Origin of the sequence: Shewanella carassii (assembly GCF_002777975.1) — a bacterium.
GTDB classification, from domain to species: Bacteria; Pseudomonadota; Gammaproteobacteria; order Enterobacterales; family Shewanellaceae; genus Shewanella; species Shewanella carassii.
The window spans coordinates 99,001-118,159 of record NZ_NGVS01000008.1; the positions used below are offsets into that span (position 1 = coordinate 99,001).

General features: G+C 48.1%; 17 protein-coding genes and 1 tRNA gene. 9 read left to right on the plus strand and 9 right to left on the minus strand.

Annotated elements, in window-relative coordinates; genetic code table 11:
• Positions 1-21: 21 nt before the first annotated feature.
• A complete protein-coding gene (locus CBE72_RS06800; protein ID WP_100142889.1) occupies positions 22-267 on the minus strand; it encodes a hypothetical protein in 246 nt (81 codons plus the stop codon).
• On the minus strand, positions 264-1,595 hold the full coding sequence (locus tag CBE72_RS06805; RefSeq protein ID WP_100142890.1) for a motility associated factor glycosyltransferase family protein: 1,332 nt from the start codon (positions 1,593-1,595) through the stop codon (positions 264-266). Before CBE72_RS06805 ends, CBE72_RS06800 begins: the two co-directional genes overlap by 4 nt.
• A gap of 639 nt (positions 1,596-2,234) precedes the next feature.
• Here CBE72_RS06805 and CBE72_RS06810 point away from each other — a divergent pair.
• From CBE72_RS06810 to CBE72_RS06825, 4 genes are read left to right on the plus strand one after another with little or no spacing between them, the layout of a single operon-like run.
• Positions 2,235-3,065 (plus strand): phosphate ABC transporter substrate-binding protein, encoded by an 831-nt coding sequence (locus CBE72_RS06810; protein WP_100142891.1) that lies wholly within the window; start codon positions 2,235-2,237, stop codon positions 3,063-3,065.
• A gap of 6 nt (positions 3,066-3,071) precedes the next feature.
• Entirely contained in the window at positions 3,072-3,938 is an 867-nt protein-coding gene (locus CBE72_RS06815) for a PstC family ABC transporter permease (protein WP_039034380.1), read from the plus strand.
• Positions 3,935-4,795, plus strand: coding sequence for a PstA family ABC transporter permease (locus tag CBE72_RS06820; protein WP_229671907.1), 861 nt, complete (start codon positions 3,935-3,937; stop codon positions 4,793-4,795). Before CBE72_RS06815 ends, CBE72_RS06820 begins: the two co-directional genes overlap by 4 nt.
• A gap of 1 nt (position 4,796) precedes the next feature.
• Positions 4,797-5,519, plus strand: coding sequence for a phosphate ABC transporter ATP-binding protein (locus CBE72_RS06825; protein WP_100142893.1), 723 nt, complete (start codon positions 4,797-4,799; stop codon positions 5,517-5,519).
• Positions 5,520-5,588: 69 nt separating this feature from the next.
• Here CBE72_RS06825 and CBE72_RS06830 read toward each other — a convergent pair whose 3' ends face one another.
• Entirely contained in the window at positions 5,589-7,925 is a 2,337-nt protein-coding gene (locus tag CBE72_RS06830) for a leucine-rich repeat domain-containing protein (RefSeq protein WP_100142894.1), read from the minus strand.
• A gap of 574 nt (positions 7,926-8,499) precedes the next feature.
• Complete coding sequence (locus tag CBE72_RS06835; RefSeq protein ID WP_157929045.1) at positions 8,500-8,982, minus strand: hypothetical protein; 483 nt, start codon at positions 8,980-8,982, stop codon at positions 8,500-8,502.
• Positions 8,983-9,880: 898 nt separating this feature from the next.
• Between CBE72_RS06835 and CBE72_RS06845 the strand changes: the two genes are divergently transcribed.
• Genes CBE72_RS06845 through CBE72_RS06855 form a run of 3 tightly spaced genes read left to right on the plus strand, consistent with a single transcriptional unit; the run spans position 9,881 to position 13,058 of the window.
• Positions 9,881-11,095: a DUF262 domain-containing protein gene (locus CBE72_RS06845; RefSeq protein WP_100142896.1), complete on the plus strand. Its 1,215-nt coding sequence runs from the start codon at positions 9,881-9,883 to the stop codon at positions 11,093-11,095.
• Positions 11,096-11,104: 9 nt separating this feature from the next.
• Positions 11,105-12,178 carry an AAA family ATPase gene (locus CBE72_RS06850; RefSeq protein WP_100142897.1) on the plus strand — a complete coding sequence of 358 codons (1,074 nt, stop codon included), beginning with the start codon at positions 11,105-11,107 and terminating at the stop codon, positions 12,176-12,178.
• 1 nt (position 12,179) lies between these two features.
• The gene (locus CBE72_RS06855; RefSeq protein WP_100142898.1) at positions 12,180-13,058 is read left to right on the plus strand and encodes a type II toxin-antitoxin system RelE/ParE family toxin; all 879 of its coding nucleotides are present in this window, start codon (positions 12,180-12,182) and stop codon (positions 13,056-13,058) included.
• Between the two features lie 1,005 nt (positions 13,059-14,063).
• Here CBE72_RS06855 and CBE72_RS06860 read toward each other — a convergent pair.
• Positions 14,064-14,139, minus strand: a tRNA-Arg gene (locus CBE72_RS06860).
• 55 nt (positions 14,140-14,194) lie between these two features.
• Entirely contained in the window at positions 14,195-15,352 is a 1,158-nt protein-coding gene (locus CBE72_RS06865) for a flagellar assembly protein T N-terminal domain-containing protein (RefSeq protein ID WP_100142899.1), read from the minus strand.
• Positions 15,353-16,118: 766 nt separating this feature from the next.
• Between CBE72_RS06865 and CBE72_RS06870 the strand changes: the two genes are divergently transcribed.
• The gene (locus CBE72_RS06870) at positions 16,119-16,724 is read left to right on the plus strand and encodes a FlgO family outer membrane protein (protein WP_100142928.1); all 606 of its coding nucleotides are present in this window, start codon (positions 16,119-16,121) and stop codon (positions 16,722-16,724) included.
• Complete coding sequence (locus CBE72_RS06875; RefSeq protein ID WP_100142900.1) at positions 16,724-17,191, plus strand: LPP20 family lipoprotein; 468 nt, start codon at positions 16,724-16,726, stop codon at positions 17,189-17,191. Before CBE72_RS06870 ends, CBE72_RS06875 begins: the two co-directional genes overlap by 1 nt.
• Before the next feature lie 286 nt (positions 17,192-17,477).
• Here the strand turns inward: CBE72_RS06875 and CBE72_RS06880 are convergent, their stop codons facing one another.
• The 3 genes from CBE72_RS06880 to flgA form a co-directional block, all read right to left on the minus strand.
• The gene (locus CBE72_RS06880; protein WP_100142901.1) at positions 17,478-17,909 is read right to left on the minus strand and encodes a flagella synthesis protein FlgN; all 432 of its coding nucleotides are present in this window, start codon (positions 17,907-17,909) and stop codon (positions 17,478-17,480) included.
• On the minus strand, positions 17,909-18,232 hold the full coding sequence (gene flgM, locus CBE72_RS06885) for a flagellar biosynthesis anti-sigma factor FlgM (RefSeq protein WP_100142902.1): 324 nt from the start codon (positions 18,230-18,232) through the stop codon (positions 17,909-17,911). Before flgM ends, CBE72_RS06880 begins: the two co-directional genes overlap by 1 nt.
• 71 nt (positions 18,233-18,303) lie before the next feature.
• Positions 18,304-19,011, minus strand: coding sequence for a flagellar basal body P-ring formation chaperone FlgA (flgA, locus tag CBE72_RS06890; RefSeq protein ID WP_100142903.1), 708 nt, complete (start codon positions 19,009-19,011; stop codon positions 18,304-18,306).
• Positions 19,012-19,159: the final 148 nt, after the last annotated feature.

A 19,159-nucleotide genomic window follows, 5' to 3' on the forward strand; every position in this document is an offset into this window, starting at 1 on the left:
TGAAAGAGTATTCCTGAGTGCTTAGGCCAATAAAGGCACGAGTTCATATTCCAGGGTGTCGGCCAGCCCCAGCCAGTCATGGCGTTGTTGCGAGGCCAACATGCCGGGGACCAGTTGCAACGCTTCGCTTGGCAGCTGTTGCTGTTCCAGTCGGGTTTGCATCTGCTCGATGCAATCTTTCAGCCGCCCGGAGGCCTCGGCTTCTTTGCCAAGCCTGAACGCGGTGGCCGTGTCGAGTAGCTGTTGTGGCAATGAATCTTGGATCATGGTTTCAACTCCTTGTATTGGCAACCTTTAATTCGGGCGCCTGAGAGGCTGGTTTGATAAAACCTGACATGGGGCCGCTTGGCTATGTAGGTTTCCAGGTTTCGCAGGTAAGCCCTGAGGTTGAGATCGGTTGCCACCCTTTGACCATGGCCATCCAGTACCCAGTGGCTGGCATTTAGCACTTTTTGGGTGGTGCATTTTACCCAGGTTTGGGTCATCTCGTCCTGAGTGGTCTTGGCAAAGTCATCCCAAAAGGCGTGGCTCTTGTTGTGGCAATAGCAAAAGTCGCAGCCCAGCAGGGTAATTTCCCGTCCGCCCAGTAGTACTGCCAGATCTATCGCCGGGTGGATCACGCTGCCATTGGTATAAAGGCGAGTCTTGGGTATCTCTTTGCCCAGCGCATCATAAAGTGGACTATTGCCATAGGCGTTAAACCTGGGGCCTTTCCAACCATTGAGGATCTCGGGAGCGACCCTGGGATAATAAGCCAGTGCAATGCCTTCGCTGAGTGCCAGGGGCAGGTGGTATTCGCCGATAAGTCCGTCGATGCAAACCACTATGTCGGGGCGAATATTGTGGTGCAGTAAGCCTTTCATGGCGGTGTCGGCGCAGATAATGACAGGCCTTTGCGGTTGTGTTTGCAACTTGGCTAGGTAATCGTAATGTTCTTCCAGCGAAGGCCCGGCACCTATGACCAGGGCCTTATGGCTATGGATCTGCCGCTTAAGCTCAATCACATCGGGGTCATGCAGCAGAAAAGGGCGATTATCCTGCAAACGCTGGATTATCGCAGGGTCGGTCGCCTGATGGCGACGGTTGATATAAGGCAGATTTTGCTCGAGCACCAAGAGATCCCTGAGCCTGGCATTTTCATCACTGCAGAGTTCCAGGTCGGCTATCAGGGCGATATAAGGTTCGGTCACCTTAAGTTGTCCCGGTTGCAACTCCAGAGTGACGGCCGGATGGCTCAACCACTCGGATTGATCTGTGTAGCTGAGCACCAGAGCGAAAATGGCCGGGTTGAGAACATTTACCGCCAGCTTGGTTATGGCAGGATTATCCAACAATACACTGGGCACATCGCCCATCCCTACGCCATAGAGACTGACCTCGGTCGAGTCGGCTGGCAGAGTATCAATATACAGTCTGGCTTCTGCCAAACGGTTGTGACGGCTGCTGAGCTGAATGCCATCGACACTGATGGTCTGATTTTGCCCTGTCACCAAGGCCGCATCCAGGCTGCCGGGCGCTTGTTGTTTGAGTATCGCCCCCGCCAGTGGCCATCTGGACTGGATGATTTGCAAATTGGCTGCAAATAGCTCTGTCATGGAGGTTTCCTCGTTGAAGATAGATTAGTGTCACAACCCTGATTGTTACCTACCGCTTGGTAGGCGATAGGGTTCTGACTTTAAAGTTTAAATAATACAGTATCTTGGTACTTAGCGTTTACCAAAGTCTTAATCGGTGCCTGAGAGCATAAGTTTCCAATATCCGACTCATTTTAGGGTGGTACGCACCTTGTTGTATGCCAAGAAGCTGGAAGTTCAATGGCCTTGAACAAACGGGATTTCCCCTCAATCTGTTGATAAGTGCATGGCACAACATCTGGCGGCTCAATGCTCAGGCCTTCGGGTCTCGGCTGCAGTCTCTTGCGCTGTACTCACCTGGTAACCCGCTTGTCAAAAAAATGGCTTTGTTGACTCCATGGCTATGTCCGCTTCAGTGCAGCAAATCGCGTTCCAGTTTGTAAATCTTTTACGAGTTTAACTATGACGAGGCCGCAGAGCGGCTCTGTTTAATCGACCTAACAAATGTAAGTTACGTTTTTAGCGGTTTATTTGTGATTTGAGTCAAAAGGTTGATTTGGTGTGATTGTTATCATTGCGCGCCGTGTGGCTCGGCACCGAACCATACCTATTTTATTTGGGCTGACTGTTTCGGCTCATGTGCATTCCCAAGGAAATGACATGCGACTTAAATTCAGATTTATCAAGTTGTTATTATGCTCTGTGCTGGCGGTTCCTGCTGTTGGCATGGCGTCTGAGCTCGATCGCTTTGAAAACTTGTCCGGTACCTTGAACATTGCCGGTGGTACCGCGCATATCCCTGTGATGAAGCAGGCGGCAAAAACCATTATGTCTGCCAATAACGATATTCGCATTACTATTGCCGGTGGCGGCAGTGGCGTGGGTGCTCAGCAGGTTGCCAAGGGACTGGTTGAAATCGGTAATACCGGCCGCCCTCTGAAGCCGGGTGAATTGAAATACGGTCTGCTTTCTTTCCCATTTGCCATCGATGGCGTTGCGGTTATCGTCAATCCGACCAACCCCATTCAACAGCTGAGCTCGCAACAGGTGATGGATATCTATTCCGGTAAAATAACCAACTGGAAGAGCCTGGGCGGTGACGATCGGCAGATCAATATTTTCACCCGTGATGAAGCCAGCGGTACTCGCTCGGTATTCGTTAAAAAGTTGCTGAATAAGTCGCCTGTTTCGGCTCAGGCCAATGTTGTACCTTCCAATGGTGCGATGAAAACTGCGATTGCCCGCGATCCCGGTGCCATTGGTTACAGCAGTGTCGGTTATATCGATCAGACAGTGAAAGCGCCGATATTGGACAATGTGCTGCCCACCAATGAAGCCTGTGCTTCTGGTGAATACCCTGTAGTGCGTAAGCTGTATATGAATACCAAGGGACAACCTAAGGGGCTGACCCAGGCGTTTATTGACTATATCTATGGTCCAGACGGCGCTGAATTTATCCGTGAAGCCGGATATATTCCTGTCGGACATTAATGACTCATGACCACACAGATCTCCGCTGAGCGGATACTGCAACTTCTGGCCGCATCAGTATTGTTGCTGATCGTGCTGCTGTTTGGGTTTCTGATGTGGTTTGCATTGCCGGTGTTTTTCAACCCGCAAACCAGCGTGTTGTCGTTACACTGGCAACCGGAGCAGGGGCAATTTGGCATAGTTGCCATGATTGCCGGCTCCGGTTTGTTGGGACTGCTGGCCTTACTGTTGGCATTTCCTATCGCCCTTGGCATCACAGGGTTTTGTTTATTACCTCGCTATCGAAGGCCTGCGCGTTTTATCCGGGCGCTGATCCGCTTGATGGCCGGGATCCCGACCGTGGTGTATGGGTTGGCCGCTGTGTTTTTGCTGGTGCCGCTGATCCGGGAAACCTTTCGAACCGGTTCGGGGTTCAGCCTCATCAGTGCCACTCTGGTGATAGTGCTGTTGATCTTGCCTGTGATGGTGATGATGTTGGACAGTCAATGTCGCCCTTTGGCCAAAGAACTCAGAATGGTGTCTGCTTCTCTGGGGTTCAGCGATCTCCAAACCCTGTATCATCTGGTATTACCCAATGCCCGCCGCGCCATGGCCAGCGCCGCCTTACTCGGTTTTGGCAGGGCCATAGGCGATACCTTGCTGCCTTTGATGCTGGCCGGCAATGCGCCGCAGCTTCCGGACAGTGTATTTGATTCGGTTCGCACCCTGACGGCGCATATTGGCTTGGTGCTGGCCACGGAAAATGATAGCGCCATGTACAACTCACTGTTTGCCGCCGGTTTGTTGCTGCTCACTATCAGTGTGCTGGTGACTCTGTTGATCCGCTATATGACCTCGTCTGCCAAGGCCACCACCGAGGGTTCTGGGTCTTGAAAGCCAAGTGTTTCCATTATTGGTGTTTATTCTGCAGCGCCATGCTGTTGCTGTGTCTCTTGTCACTGCTGGGATTTATTCTATATCGAGGCGTTCCCACGCTCAGCCTGTCGCTCTATTTTGGTGATACTGAACCCTTAAAAGGTTTCTTGGGACAGGCGCCTATCTGGGATGGGATTTGGCCTGCCTGTGTTGGAACTCTGGCGGTGGTTGCCAGTGCTTTGATGATCGCCTTGCTGCCCGGGCTGGCAACCGGAATTTGGCTGGCAACGGCGAAAACATCCAAGGCAAAGGTGCTATTGGAGCTGGCGGTCGATATCCTGGCCGGCGTTCCCTCGATATTGATGGGCTTGTTTGGCTTTACCCTTATTCTGTTACTGCGCAACACCTTGCTGCCTTCTGCCAACACCTGTCTGGTACTGTCGGCATTTTGCCTGGCGATGTTGATCATTCCCTATCTGGCCGTTTCTACCCGCACGGCGCTGCAGGCGCTGCCTGTGTCTTTGAGTTTAACCGCACTCTCACTCGGCATGACACAGTGGCAAGCTTTGCGCTTTGTATTGTTGCCCCAGGCCGAGCGCGGGATCCGCGGTGGCATCATGTTGGCCATCGGCCGAGCCGCAGAAGATACCGCGGTGATCATGCTGACCGGCGCAGTTGCCAATGCGGGGTTACCTGGCGGGATCTTTGAACGGTTTGAAGCCCTGCCTTTTACGATTTTTTATTACAGTGCCCAGTATCAGAGCGAGGCCGAATTGCAGATGGCGTTTGGTGCCGCGCTGACACTCCTGTGTTTAACTGCCACGGTATTTTCCATGGCCAACTGGGTGACACGTTTTCCCGGAAGGAATCATTAGTATGGCGTTATCAAAGGCTGCGGATGTCGCGGGCACTGTGTCTAACCTCAGTGTGTATTTTGGTCAACAAGCGGCACTCGAAAACATCAACATGCAGATCCATCGGCGGCGGATCAATGTGCTCAGCGGGCCGTCAGGCTCGGGGAAAACCACCCTGTTACGGGCGCTCAATCGCCTCAATGACGAATATCAATATAGTCGTACCCGGGGTGAGATAACGCTTTGCGTAGCAGATAAGCCGCTTTCGGTTAATCAACTGAAAACCACAGAGTTACCCTATTTGCGCCGTAAAGTCGGTATGGTGTTTCAACATCCGCAACTGCTTCCCGGCAGTGTGGCGCAAAACCTGTTACTTCCCTTGAAAGTGGTCGGTAACCTGCAGGGGGAGGCCGCGCTGAAACAGATGCAGCAAGCTTTTGAGCAGGCGGCGTTGTGGGATGAGGTCAAAGATCGCCTGTCGGCACCGGCCTCAACCTTATCCGGCGGGCAACAGCAGCGCCTTTGCCTGGCCCGCACCCTGGTTTTTGAGCCGGATATCTTATTGCTCGATGAGCCTACCTCTTCACTCGATCCCGAAGCTACTGCACAAATTGAAGCCTTGATAAAACGCCTCGCCGGTCATTGTACCCTGGTGATGGTTTCTCACTGTGAACATCAAACAGCCAGATTGGCCGATCATCTCTATCGTTTTGAGTACGGGAGATTACGACCTGAGTCGGCATGAGTGCGCCGAATCACTCTTTGTCTGGCTTAACCAAAGAGAGATTCAGACACGCTTTTGCAATTGCTCGGCTTAATCGTCGAGATACTTGGTCTGCTCGGTGTAATTCGGGGTCAGCAAGTTTTGATACAGCTTGGGGTTCATGTTGAAACCGCTGAATTTGCTTATGGTGTAACAAAGGACTTTCAGCTTGAGCTTTCTGAAGCTGGGAGGGATGGGTTTAAGGAATTTGCAGCAATCGATACTCAAGCGTTCCAGCTTCTCAAGCGCCAACATGGACTCGGGTAGAGACTCAGTGACAAAATCCTCCAGAGATAAGGTATCCAACTCGGTAAACTCACCGATAAAATCAGGGATAACCTTGATATCGCCGCCTCTCAGAGAAAGCCGTTTTAACGGTAGTGCTTTAAGCTCCATGGGGAAATGATCCAGGCTCTTGTGCATTCCCATCAGTTTAAGGTGATGCAAGCGGGTATATTTCACCAAGGCCTTGGTGGCTTCCAGACCAAACTCATAACACAGGGCCAGTTTCAAGGTTTCCAATGCCGGCGCATCGAGTGAGGCCAGGGTTTTAAGATCACTGCGTGAAATCAACAGGGTTTTCAGCCGTGGCAGCGAAACATTGGCGGGGAAATCGTCGAATTTGTTGAGTTTAACTGTCTCAAGCTTGGGGCTACTCGTTAGCAATGGGCCAAGGGTAACGACGTCTGTATGGTGCAGTTCCAGCGAGGTCAACTGGGTAACGGCGGGGCAATTCAAACTAGGTAAAGTCTCCCTTGGGTCTGCGTATCCATCCTCACGCTCAGTCTCAGTCTCAACTTGGGCCGGGTCAATATTGAGCGACGCTAGATTGGGACAGTGCATTAATAGATCGGCGATTTTAGCTGTTGCCAGTCTAGTGGTGAAGGAGGTGAGTCGCTCTGGCTGAGGCAGGTATTGAGACAGCGCTTCCCCCGCGTCCGGCGTGTCATCGTCAGGGTAGTATTTCATCACAGCTGTAGAAATATTGCTGAACAGCTGCCGTTCGTTGTCCACCGGGCAATGGCTTAGAATGAGTTCATCCAGGGTTAGTAGCCTGGTCGGCGCAATAAGGCGATGACAGCGGTCGATTTCCAACTTTTTGATGTTTCGTGGCAACAATGACGCATCTATGGTGAGTTTTTGGCCGTTTATTATGCTGAGGCTGTCCAGCGCCGCTATCTTTTTAAACGACTCGGGGATGGTTTCCGAGTTGGTCGAATTAAAACTAAGATTTTTAAGGCTTTGACATAGAGGTAGTTCATCCCAGAAGCCGTCGTCGCCGAAATCTGCCCCCCAGATGCTCTCCAGTTGCGAAAACGCCCCAAAAGGGAAGCGAATGCCGGTTAAGTCTCTGGCATAACCTAGGTGCAACTCTTTGAGATGAGGAAAACATGCAGCATGCTCACAGACCAATGCCAGCAGTTTCTTTTCTTGGATTTTAAGCCGGGTTATATCTTCATATATCTTTGGGGCAAAGCGGATATCTATGTCATTAGTGAAAGATGTTTTTTGATTGCCAAGCACCGTATTGGCATGGATTGAACTCAATAACGGGTTCTTCCATAGTGTCAGCTTATTGAGGTTGGCTAAGGTCAGTTGCTCATCAATAGATGCAAGTTGGGGACAGCATGAGATTTTTAAGTGTTGCAGCTGTGGCAGCTTATCCAAGTTAGTGCCAAGGCGTTGTAAATCCGGGACTAACGCCAAATCAATCTTGGTCAATCCCGCCGGTAAATCAAACAGCTCGGCGCCGCAGATAGGGGTATCGTACCAGGTTAGGCTGCTGAGGTTTGTCAGTTGGCGAAAATCAAGGTCCAGACTTTCCAGCGGCACAGAGTCAATTTTAAACTCTTGCAGTTTCTTTAGCTTTTCAATGCTCTTGGGCAGTGTCTTGTAATCGCCTTCAATGTTGAGCTTTTCAAGCAGTGGCAGACTACCGATACTTTCCGGCAACTGTTGTCCACAAAAGGGCACTTCTTCGATGGCCAGAAAAGTCACCGAGGGGAAACGCGCCAACAGCTCGGGTTGCTCGCAGAGTGCCTCCAGTGGCTGACTGGCTCGAATATCTATGATGGTATGTCCAAGCCTGGCATAGAGGTAATCGACATCCAGCTCGGCCGATAGGCTGGCATATTCGCAAAGGACACAGAAGACATCTCTCATATCAGGCTCTTTCTCGCCTTTAATCAGTTTCTTGCGGCACTTGAAGGCATTTTGAATATCCTGGTTCGCATGCTGTTTCAGCAGTTGGCGGATCTCTTTCACGCAGTCGGTATCGGCGCTGCATTTGCCAATCAAGAAAAGGTCGTTGATGAATTTCTCAGGAAAGCCGTCACTGTTTTTAACAGCATTAAAGTAGTCGGGGAGGGATTCTATAAATTGGGACATAATATAAACAACTTATTGTAGGGTATGGTTATTAGCCAGTTGGCCGCTGCAGATGCTTAACGCCGTAGTTTTATCGTTCTGATTTAGCTGAGTTTAGGGGGACAAAAGCCCTGGATTTGGCTAGATTTACTGTCGATAGTGCGCCGGAAGGTGTGGAACGAGATGGATTGCAAGATGCCCGGTAAAGTGCATCGAAAAGTGCACCGAATATGACATTAAAATTTACAGATGGAGGCGCAGCATAAGATGCCGCGCAATGCGAAGAGCTGATTAATTCCATTTACCGATTTTCCTTCCAGTGACCACAAAAGTGGCCCGCACTCAAGCTTGCTACCGGATTTTACAAGAGTTGAAGGCCCCGTACAATCAATGGGATAGATATCTGCAGTGAGCTCATTGAACTTGTTGTAATTGTGGCAGCCACAATCCACTTTGGGCTGCTCGCTAAAGATGGGGGGGAGCGTGTCTTTGCACTGACTTGATAAATCGACCGCTAGGATACAGCAGGCTCAGTGAATATTGTCAAAATCACTTCGCGCTCAAATACGAATCGGAAGACTTCAGCGAAGGATGACTACTCTGCCTTTTTAACCGCAGGCGCTATCCCTTTAGGTGCCGTTTCGGATATATCAATGACTTTGCCGGAGGCATCATAGTGGTAGTACATAACTGTCCCATTAATAGATTGATAGATGGGCTTTTGAAATCCATCATATGTAATCTCTCTTGTGATACCGAAACTATTGCTGAGAAGAATGGTATTGCCGATGTTATCGAATACCCGAACCCCTTCGAGCCCCTCTGGGTCTTGATAATAGGCTTTGTTGAAAGTTAACACTTCATACTGTTTGGCCTGATAGATTAAGTTGAGTGCAACACCAGAGGTTAAAGCCGGGCACTTATCGGCGACCTGTTTAAGGCCGGTGATTATTTTGTTATCAGTCGTCATCAAAGTAACTTGGCCATCGGCAACCAATAAGCGTACTCCATTGTTCCAGAACGATAGTGAGTTTTCAGGGACCTGCTCACCACAAACTTCAATCGGAATATCAACCATTTATTACCTCACCTGTTACTTTTTATCGAACTACAACCTTGAAAACAGCGCCAACAGGGTAGATGTTAATTTTCGGGGGAATGCCCATCCCTGGGTTGTTAAGCTTTTTCATTTGGCAAAATCACCCGGCGCCGCTCAAGATTAGATGGGGCGGAAGCGCATAAGGCGTGCACAAAGGACTAACATGATCTTAGGCCGCTCATTGGCTGGATAAATGTGATGGGCCGCACTCTCAAAGGGTTTACATTGTAAAATCAAAATAAATCAGCATCTTGCTTAGGTAATCCCCCCCGAAAAATCTAGTCAGGGCAGCTTCTGGCACCGGCCTTATTTAGGACAAGAAAGGACAGGGCAGGCCTACGGGGCGAAAGTAAGGGCGAAAGCTTCACTATTCATGACCTCAGGCGAACTATAGCCAGTTGGAGCGTGATGCGCGGTGGCTGATGTTGAAACCACGGGCAAACCACCAGTAATCTGCTAGGCCACAGTGACATCAGTTTCACCGCCAGCACCTATGCCCACTTGGAAATAGAGCAGGTAAGAAGAGAGCTTGGGATCACCACAGCGGCCTTGCTGGGGGTGGGGGGGTGAGGCTGGTCAAGTCGTGCAGCCAGCAGAGCAGGAAAGCAGAGTAGAGCGGCTGGTCAGGGAGATTGAACAGCTCTCGCCAGAGGAAAGGCGAGAGTTGATGGGAAGATTGTCCGCTGTTCACTAATGTAGCTAGGCTGTTTATGGCGAGCTTTGCTATTTTTACCATTCAATGGCTTTTGATGAAAAGGTTTTATATTGTGCTGTAACTGTTTGAGACCGTAGTGTTAAGTTACTGTTGATATGGACTAAACATCAGACAAACGGTAAGATACTGAAATCTCGATATATATGGTTAAGGCAGTAGCTTATGAAAGATAACTTGTCAGAATTCAAAGAGGAATTATCTGAATCTGGTGAAAGAATCGGAATTGAGGCTGAAGAAGATAACGAAACTATAGAGCCTTTTGATCCAGAGGAAATATCAATCCAGCAAAAAATTGTATCTATGGATGTAATTGTTCGGCGTTTAAATCAAGGCTCTATTATCTTATCTCCGTCATTTCAAAGAAAGGAGGTTTGGGATAGAACTCGTAGAAGTCGATTGATTGAGTCTCTGATGCTGAATATCCCGTTGCCAATGTTCTATGTTGCTGCTGACGAAAATGGAGATTGGGAAGTTGTTGATGGGCTGCAGCGATTGTCTGCTATAAGGGATTTTTTGATTGGCAATAAAGATGGAATGCCTTTGCAGCTAACTAATCTAGAATTTTTAGGTGAAAGATATGGCAATAAAACATGGAAAGTTATCGAGTCTGATAAAGATTCCCAGAAGCTTGTGAATAGTATATATGAGACAGAGTTACGGTTTACTGTTATTAATCCTGGAACGCCAGATGCGGTAAAAAGAAATATATTCAAGAGAATCAATACTGGTGGCATGCCTCTAACATCTCAAGAGATTAGACACGCACTTTATGAAGGCTCCTCATCAAATTTATTACGTCGGTTGGTTGATTCTCAAGAGTTTGTAAGAGCTATGGGTAAGAAAATTGATGATAGTAGAATGGGGGCAAGTGAATTGGTGTTGAGGCTTATATCATTTATGATATTTGATCGTTCTAGCTATTCACATAGTATGGATTCTTGGCTAAGTAATGCCATGCGAGTTATGAACCTATTCCCAAATATTGAAAGTGAAGATGTTGATAAAATATTTGGAGATGCGAAGGCTCCAGCTATAACAGTTGGGACGCTTGAAGAGGTAGAGGCGCGGTTTTTCTTGGCAATGAGTCGAGGTTATGAAATTTTTGGTGGTCATGCCTTTAGGAAATCTTTACCTAGCAGTGACAGAAAAAGCCCAATTAACAAGTCTCTATTTGAAGTATGGGGAAATATTCTTTCTGATCTATCTGATAATGAATACAATAAATTAAAGAAAAATAAATGTAATATGCTTAAAGAGTACGGCTCTATACTTTACGATAATGAGTTTAGTAATGCTATTAGTAGATTTTCATCTACTTCGAAAGGTATTTCAGAAAGTCACTCAACAATTTTTGGATTGGTGAATAATCATATTTAAGGAATTTTTATGTGTGTGGGCAATATATATCTAAACGGTTTTAAGTCGTTTGTTAGTGAAGCTGTTGCATTAAAAAGCTTAACTCTTTTAACTGGCTTGAATAATAGTGGCAAAAGTTCAGTTATACAAGCCGTAAGAATGTTGCAATTAGCGTATAAAGGGAGTTCACCACTAATTGCTGGGCATGGAAATGTACATGACCTTAGGTCTAAGAACGTTAGCGCAAGTGATTCTATATCTATTGCATTGAACTATAAAGATGGTCGGAATGGAACAGTTGAGCTTTGTGAGGGTTCTAATACAAAGCCATCGCTTTGTCCTGAGCTTATATATGTTGGAGCAAACAGAGTTGGGCCGCATGCATATTTGCCAGTGAACACATCATTGGAACCTTATCCTTTCATAGGTGATCACTGTGAATATATTTATGATTTCATCAATAAATATGAATCGATGGGATATTTAGTTCCTGAAAGGCTTAAGCATGAGAAAGCTCAAGGCAATACATTTTTATATGCTCTTGAGGGTTGGTTGCATGAAATAGCTCCCGGTATTGACTTTACATTTTCTACGAACTTAAAAGCAGATGTGTCCTACGGTGAGTTTAATAAATACAGACCTGCTAATGTCGGTTTTGGATTAAGTTATACACTGCCAATTATAGCTGCGACATTGGCAGCAGTAGCGAAGCCAAAATCTCAAGACTTAGAGTGGATTATGGATTGGGAAAGTCTTAAAAATAGCAATGGCAATTTTTTGATTTTAGAAAACCCTGAGGCTCATCTTCATCCAAAAGGACAAACTGCTATGGGTGAAATGATAGCTAGAGCAGCAGCATGTGGAGTTCAAGTGATTGTAGAAACTCATAGTGAGCATGTTATGGATGGGATAAGAATTGCGGTAAAAAATGGTGTTTTACCTTGTGAAGAAGTCCTCTTTCATTATTTTTCATCGTCGACAGAGGGTGTAACAAAAATTGAAACTCCCCAAATTGATGAGAATGGTAAAGTCGAGTTTTGGCCTGATGGTTTTTTTGATCAGACTTTGAAGAATAGAGCATATTTGGCAAAAAGGAATCGCTAGTATGGATCATATAGTTTGCATCAATGAAAATAGCTTTCCTGCACCAGATAAATTAACTGCTAATGATTTATTTCTTGATGCGATACATGGAGCGTTAGAGTTATTTGAAATAGGCGATAGATATGCTTTTTATTTGGATGTGTCTAGCGGTTCATTGCTTGATTTTGAAATTTTTCCTGATTACTCAATTGATGATTTTTTGAGTGAAGTTGATGATGTAGATATATCGACATTTATTTATGAAGTAGAGGATAAAAGTCCTGCAATTGACCATTTAACTGAAGGGCAGCTAGATGAGGTTACCGAGTTTACCTATTACATGGCTGATTTCGCAGCAGATAAGAAACCAGAAGTTTTTGCAATAGCATGTGTGCTTGGTGCATATTTGTTAAGTATAAAATCAGAAAATCGTTGGTGTGATAACAAAATTGAGGTTTCAAGACTTGATGCAAATAGTCAGTTTGTTGAAGGCACTATTGATATTAAGAATTTGAGCTGTTACGAGCATGGTGCTTTTTATTCAGAATTGCTTTCAAAACTAGATGTTAGGAGCGTGTTAGACGATCATCTATGTACTGATGAATTTGTAGGGTGGTTTGACTCTCTAAACTCTTTAAACAAATGGTCGGTATATCAAAAAATGAAGCTTGCTTGCTCGCGTTCATTCGGTGGTGGTAGACCATTAATTGATACATTGGATGATGCAGATGGACTTAAGGAAATAAGAATAAAAACTCCCCAAAACGCGATTAGAGTGCTTTTTAAAAACCATAGAGATGATAAGCAAGCAATTCTTATTGGTTTTACAAAAAAAGCGAATAACGAAGGGTACGACGATGCTATCAAAAAGGCTAACGAACTTTATAAAGCTCTTGGTTGAATTTTGATCACCCATATAGGCTTCATCTTTGTAATGCTTAAATTTTTTACTAGGTGACTGGCATTAAGCTTTTGAACAATTTTTTGTCAATTCATATTTATAATGATGGCTCAAGCATCAAGGCTTTTTATTTGGTAAGTTGCTTAGAACATTTGCTGTGTACACTTATTGATAGCACTCCACGGGAAAGCGGTCTGTGCTCTCTGCCTGATACTCTTTATGGATTTCTCGTTGAGAAATGGCCCATTGGTGGACTCGGGTGATGACTTCACCCCCAAAGCTGGCAATGCCTCTTAGGCGGGTTAGGGTTTCATCGCCGTAGCGGTTGGTTTTGATTGCAGGAATACCCGAAGCACAACTGAGTTGCTAAATATATACACCTAATTCCCAGGCACAGGCGGAACTGTGACCTTCCGAGGCATGGATGCCGAGGCAGAGCTTACAAGGATGTACTTGCAGCCAGTCACAGGATCGCCTGTGCGAAAAGGACTGTTCTCGGACGTCCTGTCCTTCACGGCGTACCCATTCGCGCCGCAGGTGATGGTGAACTGGCAGCTAAGCTCAAGTTTATTGGTGAGTTCTGGCTTAAAGCCATGATAGCCGCTGTGCCAGCGGCCTATTGTTGTTGAACAAATGCATCCATGTACAACGAGCCAGCTCGACATCCCTGACTCGCGCTCGAAAGCATGTTGCAACGCAACTCTCGCCATGTCACAGGAGAGCCTGTGCGAAAAGGACCGTTCTCGGACGTCCTGTCCTTCACGGCATTCGAGCTTCCTGCCCATCTGCGCCGCAGGTGATAGGTTGTTGCTTAGCGGGAAGTTAAATCCAAGTTGGTTGGCTATTTAAGGCTTTAAAGCCACGATGGTCACATCGCTAACTCAATGTTTTCCTAAGAGAAAACTATCAGAGAACAAAATCACTAATTTGAAGCGCCTGGATCGGCAGGTGGATGGTTCTAAAAGAAGCTTGAGACTTGTGCAAGCAGGCACAAGAAGAAAATGCTGGTCTCCCCACAGGGACTCGAACCCCGATCGGTCGCTTAGGAGGCGACTGCTCTATCCTGTTGAGCTATAGGGAGACGCCAGTGATTATACTGGTTTTCACCCGGATGAAAAGGCTTAAGATTTAATTGCTTAAATCTTAATCGCGATGTCATTCACCTGAATGTTGAGAGCGGCATTTTCACCGCTGAGCACTGCGATGGCACTTTCCTCTGTGACTTGATCTATGGTGATTTTCGCCCGGGTTTCTCCGGCCACGGCACGCATTTGGTTCATGCGGTCGGGCAGGTTTTGTTGCAGCACGATTTGGAACTGATCGCCAACGCGGATGCCGTTGCGTCGCCCCAGGTTGAGTATCACTCTATCTTGTTGGCGCACGACTATCTGTGCCAGCAGCGGTCTACAGGCCAGTGCCATATCGATATCTTTACTGGCATTGGCCAGCACCTTATCTATGGCTTGCCCGTAACTGGCACGCCAGAATCTGTCGCTGTTGGGAGGGACGGATTCATTTTTGGCAAACTCCCAGGGGGCGGAAATGCTGTAGTTCTGATACCAGATCTGCTCGCCGCTGATCCCATGGTAGAGGCTGAGCTGCAGCTGAAACAGTCGCTGAGGCTCGCTGTCCCATAGGCCCATAAAGCCGGACTCGGCCGGTTCGGTGGAGATATCTATGATTTGCGGTAGCAACAGATACTGGCTGTCGGTTATTTCACTTATCCAGGTCGGCAGGCGGTAGCCGCGGATATTGATAAGCTCTTCTTTGATATCCAGCCGCTCTTTGGCATGTAAGTGGGCAAAACTGGTGGAGGATTGTTTATCCAGCGTTGCCGCTATCCGCTCTGACAGGATTTGCTGGAAGTTTTCCAACTGACCATAGCGTAGCTGGCCTCTGTCCTTAATGCTGGCCTGGGGGACCAGGATAGCGGCCTTGATGGCCGAGCTTTGACACTTGTTGTCTGGGCCATCGAGAATATCGAGCCGCATGACTACCTTGAGCATATCACCCTGGCGCAGTTCGCTGACCAGTTCGACACTGCTTATCTGCGCCTGGCTGGAGAGGCTGAAATCGTTTTGGGTCAAGCGCCCCTGGCTGACACTCTGGGTCGATTGAAAACTGCCGCCACGGGAGAGCAGAGCCATGTTGATGGCGTTGTCCATTGCCGCTTCCCGTGCCTGGGTCAGATTGCCATTGATTATTTTGGCTTCACCTCGGGCCTCGGTCCACTCTGCCATGGCGTTGAGGCTGATACTCAGCAGCGGCAGCAAGAGCAAGGGGGGCAATCTCATAAGACGGTTCCTCAAAATAGGAGTCAGGGTGACGGAATTTTGCCACCACTTAAACTGGTATTGCTTGGCATTCAAATTTTATGCCAGTGAGACGGAGGGCTTATGGTGTTGTTTGTGAGAGCCAAGCTGTTGTTTGAAAGAGCCAAGCTAAAGAGCGGCAAGAATTTGCCGATAAGGCATGAGAGGCTCAACCCAAGCCGGTGGTTGGGATTGGGACAGTGCTACATCACTAAGGTTGAATCATAAGGGTTGCATTCCTGTGATTGCATAGTTGGGGTCGTCTCAATCTGGTCATACTGAGATGGTCGTTCTGCGCTGATAAGTGTCATTGGCGGATATTGATATTTTAAGCCACCTAATGTCGGTGCTACTCACTTGACATGCTTAAACCGGCGCCGGGTAGCTCTGAAGCAAGAAGATTCAAAAACGACTAAGCATAAAGGCTTGCCGTTAGAGGTCATCCGAATTGAGCTCTATTTTTACATAACCCTTGGTTGGTATTTTATTTGCATAGCTTTAGCCAAGGAATATGGAGCCCGGCCAATCGACTTTGATGAGCTGCCTTGGCGGGGGATTGCGTATCCCAATGAAGCGGTGGGAATGGATTAGTGCCCTTGTTAATTCGGTAAATACCGCCGTTAAAGAGTGGCTCAATACTCAGTGTCAAGCGCCGCCTAATATGGCCGTTAAGCCAGGTAGAATAAGGTTTACGCCGGACTCCAAAATAAAGTTAACTGCCCGCTCGGGCGTCAGTGGGATGGATATTATGTATAAAGCCCTGTGTATACTGCCTTTACTCTTGTTGCCGGCTTGCAGCATGACTGCGCCGCAACCGCGAGCCGACATTGCGCAACCTGTGCCAGTCAATCTATTGGCGCAGCAGTTGGTTGATGAATTGGTAGCTCACAATGATGCCCTTAAGCCGACCCAGCCGTTACTGGTGATGACGCCTGTGATGGTGGAGGACATGCAGAGCAGCAATGCACTGGCTTCACAACTGCAGCAAGGGTTGATGACAGCCTTTCATCAACAGGGCTTTAATCTGGTCGATTTGAACCTGGCCGATGCGGTGCGGGTCACGCCACAGGGGGATTTCATCCTTACTCGTGACTGGCAAAAACTGCCGAGCAATATTGCGGTGGAGCATGTACTGGTCACCAGTATGAGCCAGGCCAAAGGCGAGATGCTATTCAATAGCCGGATAGTCAGTGTTAGCAACAACCGGGTGCTTTCGGCGGCCACGGCGCGGATAATGGAGCAGGAATTGCCGGGCTACCTGGCGCCATCCAATAAGGTGGTGTCAAAAGAGGGCTTGCTCTATCGCTACGAAAACCGTGGTGAAGACAAGGGCCGGATAGTGGGGGATAAGTAATGAAGTATTGGAGTAACACTTTGTCATTGGCCACGCTGGCATTAGCGTTAATTCTCAGTGGCTGTGCCGATAAAGACAGATATGTGCAGTGGGAGACGGAGGCACCGGGCAGTTTTCCCAAGCTGACGGCAGTAGGCTATGCTCCGCTGGCCAGCCAACCGGCCAAGGAACAGTCGCAAAAGGTGTTGATGGCGATGCAAGCATCCAAGATAGCTGCCTATCGGGAGCTGGCCGAGCAAGTCTATGGTCAGCGTTTATCGGCCGACAGTAAGGTCAGTGACTGGATGCTGAAGGGCGATAATATTCAGGCCTCTGTTTCCGGGGTGATCCGTGGTGCCAAGGTCGTGCGTAGTTATCCGGCCGGAGATCATTATGTGACAGAGCTGGAGCTGGACTTCGCCCGGGTGTGGGATCTGTATCAGCAGCAAAATCGTCCGCAACGAGTCAAAGAGATCACTTACTTTTAGGAAGGTGCCAATAAGGCTTGGTGGTGTTCTCTTTTGTAGAGAGTGATGGCACTTTCCTTAGATTAATTGGCGTAAGCAGCTTGGTTTAGCTGCTTTTTTATGGCTTAAGAGTCCTTGTCGATTTGAGATCAGGGGATACGTTTGGGAAGGTATCTTGAATGTTGCCCCTTGGCCTTAGCGCCCAGTATTGAATCAGAGGAAGGCTAGGGGCACAGTAGCGCGGGTCGCTCCAAGGAGCCAAACTTACTCAATAAGCTTAAGCAACAGAACAGGAATGGGGCTTTAATCAAGCCTTGAGATCGTTACCCAAGGTGGCGATGGTTGAAGTCTTTCCTTTGCCGTCATAGGTCAGGCTGGAGGCGTTACGGCTGACCTGCAGAGCCTGCGCCAAGCGATTGATACTGGCCATGCTCAGCTCTATCAGGCCGGCATTTTCTTGATTGCGCAGTTGGCAAGCAGCCAATAGTTCACGCGCCTCAACGACTCTTTCGGCCAACGGCGGCTGACTGAGCTTGACTTGTTCCGGGTGAGAGGAGAGCGCTTCATCGATGGCCTTGACCTGGTTGAGCAAGTCACTCTTGTCTTTGGCCAATTGCAGCAGATGGTCGGCATTGCGATCCAGCAGGGCATTTTTCTCCTGCCCGATCAAGTCCAGCAGACGCTCGAGTTGAGTCGTCTGCTGTGCTACCAGGCTGATGATATCCGGAGTATCTGGCATCAGGACCCTTTATTGAGTTCGTTCAGTTCTGATTCGAATTGAGATATGTTGGCGGCCAGTTTTTCCGGATCAACCTTATATCGGCCTTCGGCGATCGCCAATTTGATTTCGGTGATCTTCTTTTGATCTATTTCCGGCAGGGAGGCCATTTTGCTCTGTACTCCTTGCAGCTGTTGCGCCTGTTGTGACACAACCACAGAATCTGTCTTCTGCGGGGTAGCACTTTGTTGAGCACTGCTTTGAGTGCTCTGGGTGGTGTTTCTAGGGATAGAACCTGTGTTCACCCTAGGTTGATTTTGCAGTTGTTTAATATCCATCGCCATCGTCGGATCCAGCCTGTTCTCTGATTACCTTGCTGTCTTATCGGCACAGCCAAGGGGAACTTTAGCATTTTTTACATTCGAACTTCCACTTCGCCAACATTGATGACGGTGGCTTCCAACACTTTGTCAGAACGAGTGTTTTTCACCCGAATCTGTTCTCCAAGGTTACCATCATGCAGGGCTTCACCGACAGTTTTTATTTGAAACTTCTCGTTACCGGCATAGATGGAGACGCTGTCACCCTTGCAAACAAAACAGAGATTAGCGGCAAATAAGGGGTAGTCTTTGGCCACCCGTCGCTTGAGTCGGGTACCTGTGACTGTGGCGATATCCTCGAACTGTTCTCCGCGCAGGCTGGTTTCATCTATGTAGCGTAGTGCCAGGTTTTCCGGCCCAAGCACAGTGCCCGGGGCCAGTGTTTGGGTGGCCACTACCACGGGATAACTGATGTCCACTCGCACTGAGACGTAGATTTGCCACGGGTAACTGAGTTCCGGGCTGGTACAGCCGATGCGTACCGTATTGTTGCGACTTATTTCTCTGTCGCTGGCCATCTCGGCCGTCAACGGCGAACTGCAAGTGGGGGGCGTGAGCCTGGAATCCAGTCGTTGTGGCGTGATGATTATTCTGGCATCTGTGGTCGCCAACACTTTTTTGGCAATAACTTCTTTAGCCAGCGCCTCTATGGCCGATATACTGGGAACGAAGTTGTTCTCAGCGGCCATTGCTGAGATGGACAGTAAAAACGTGGCTAAAATACATGCAAAATTTACTTTCATAATGAACGGGCTAGCTTGTCTCGCCAGATTACACCTATACTTTCAATGATTCCCGGGATCCCTGAACTGGCTTCACCACAGGTTCAGTCAGAAATTTGACTGAGATCCGGTATCTTGGATTAAGCAAATAGTATGCCTGTCTGCATGA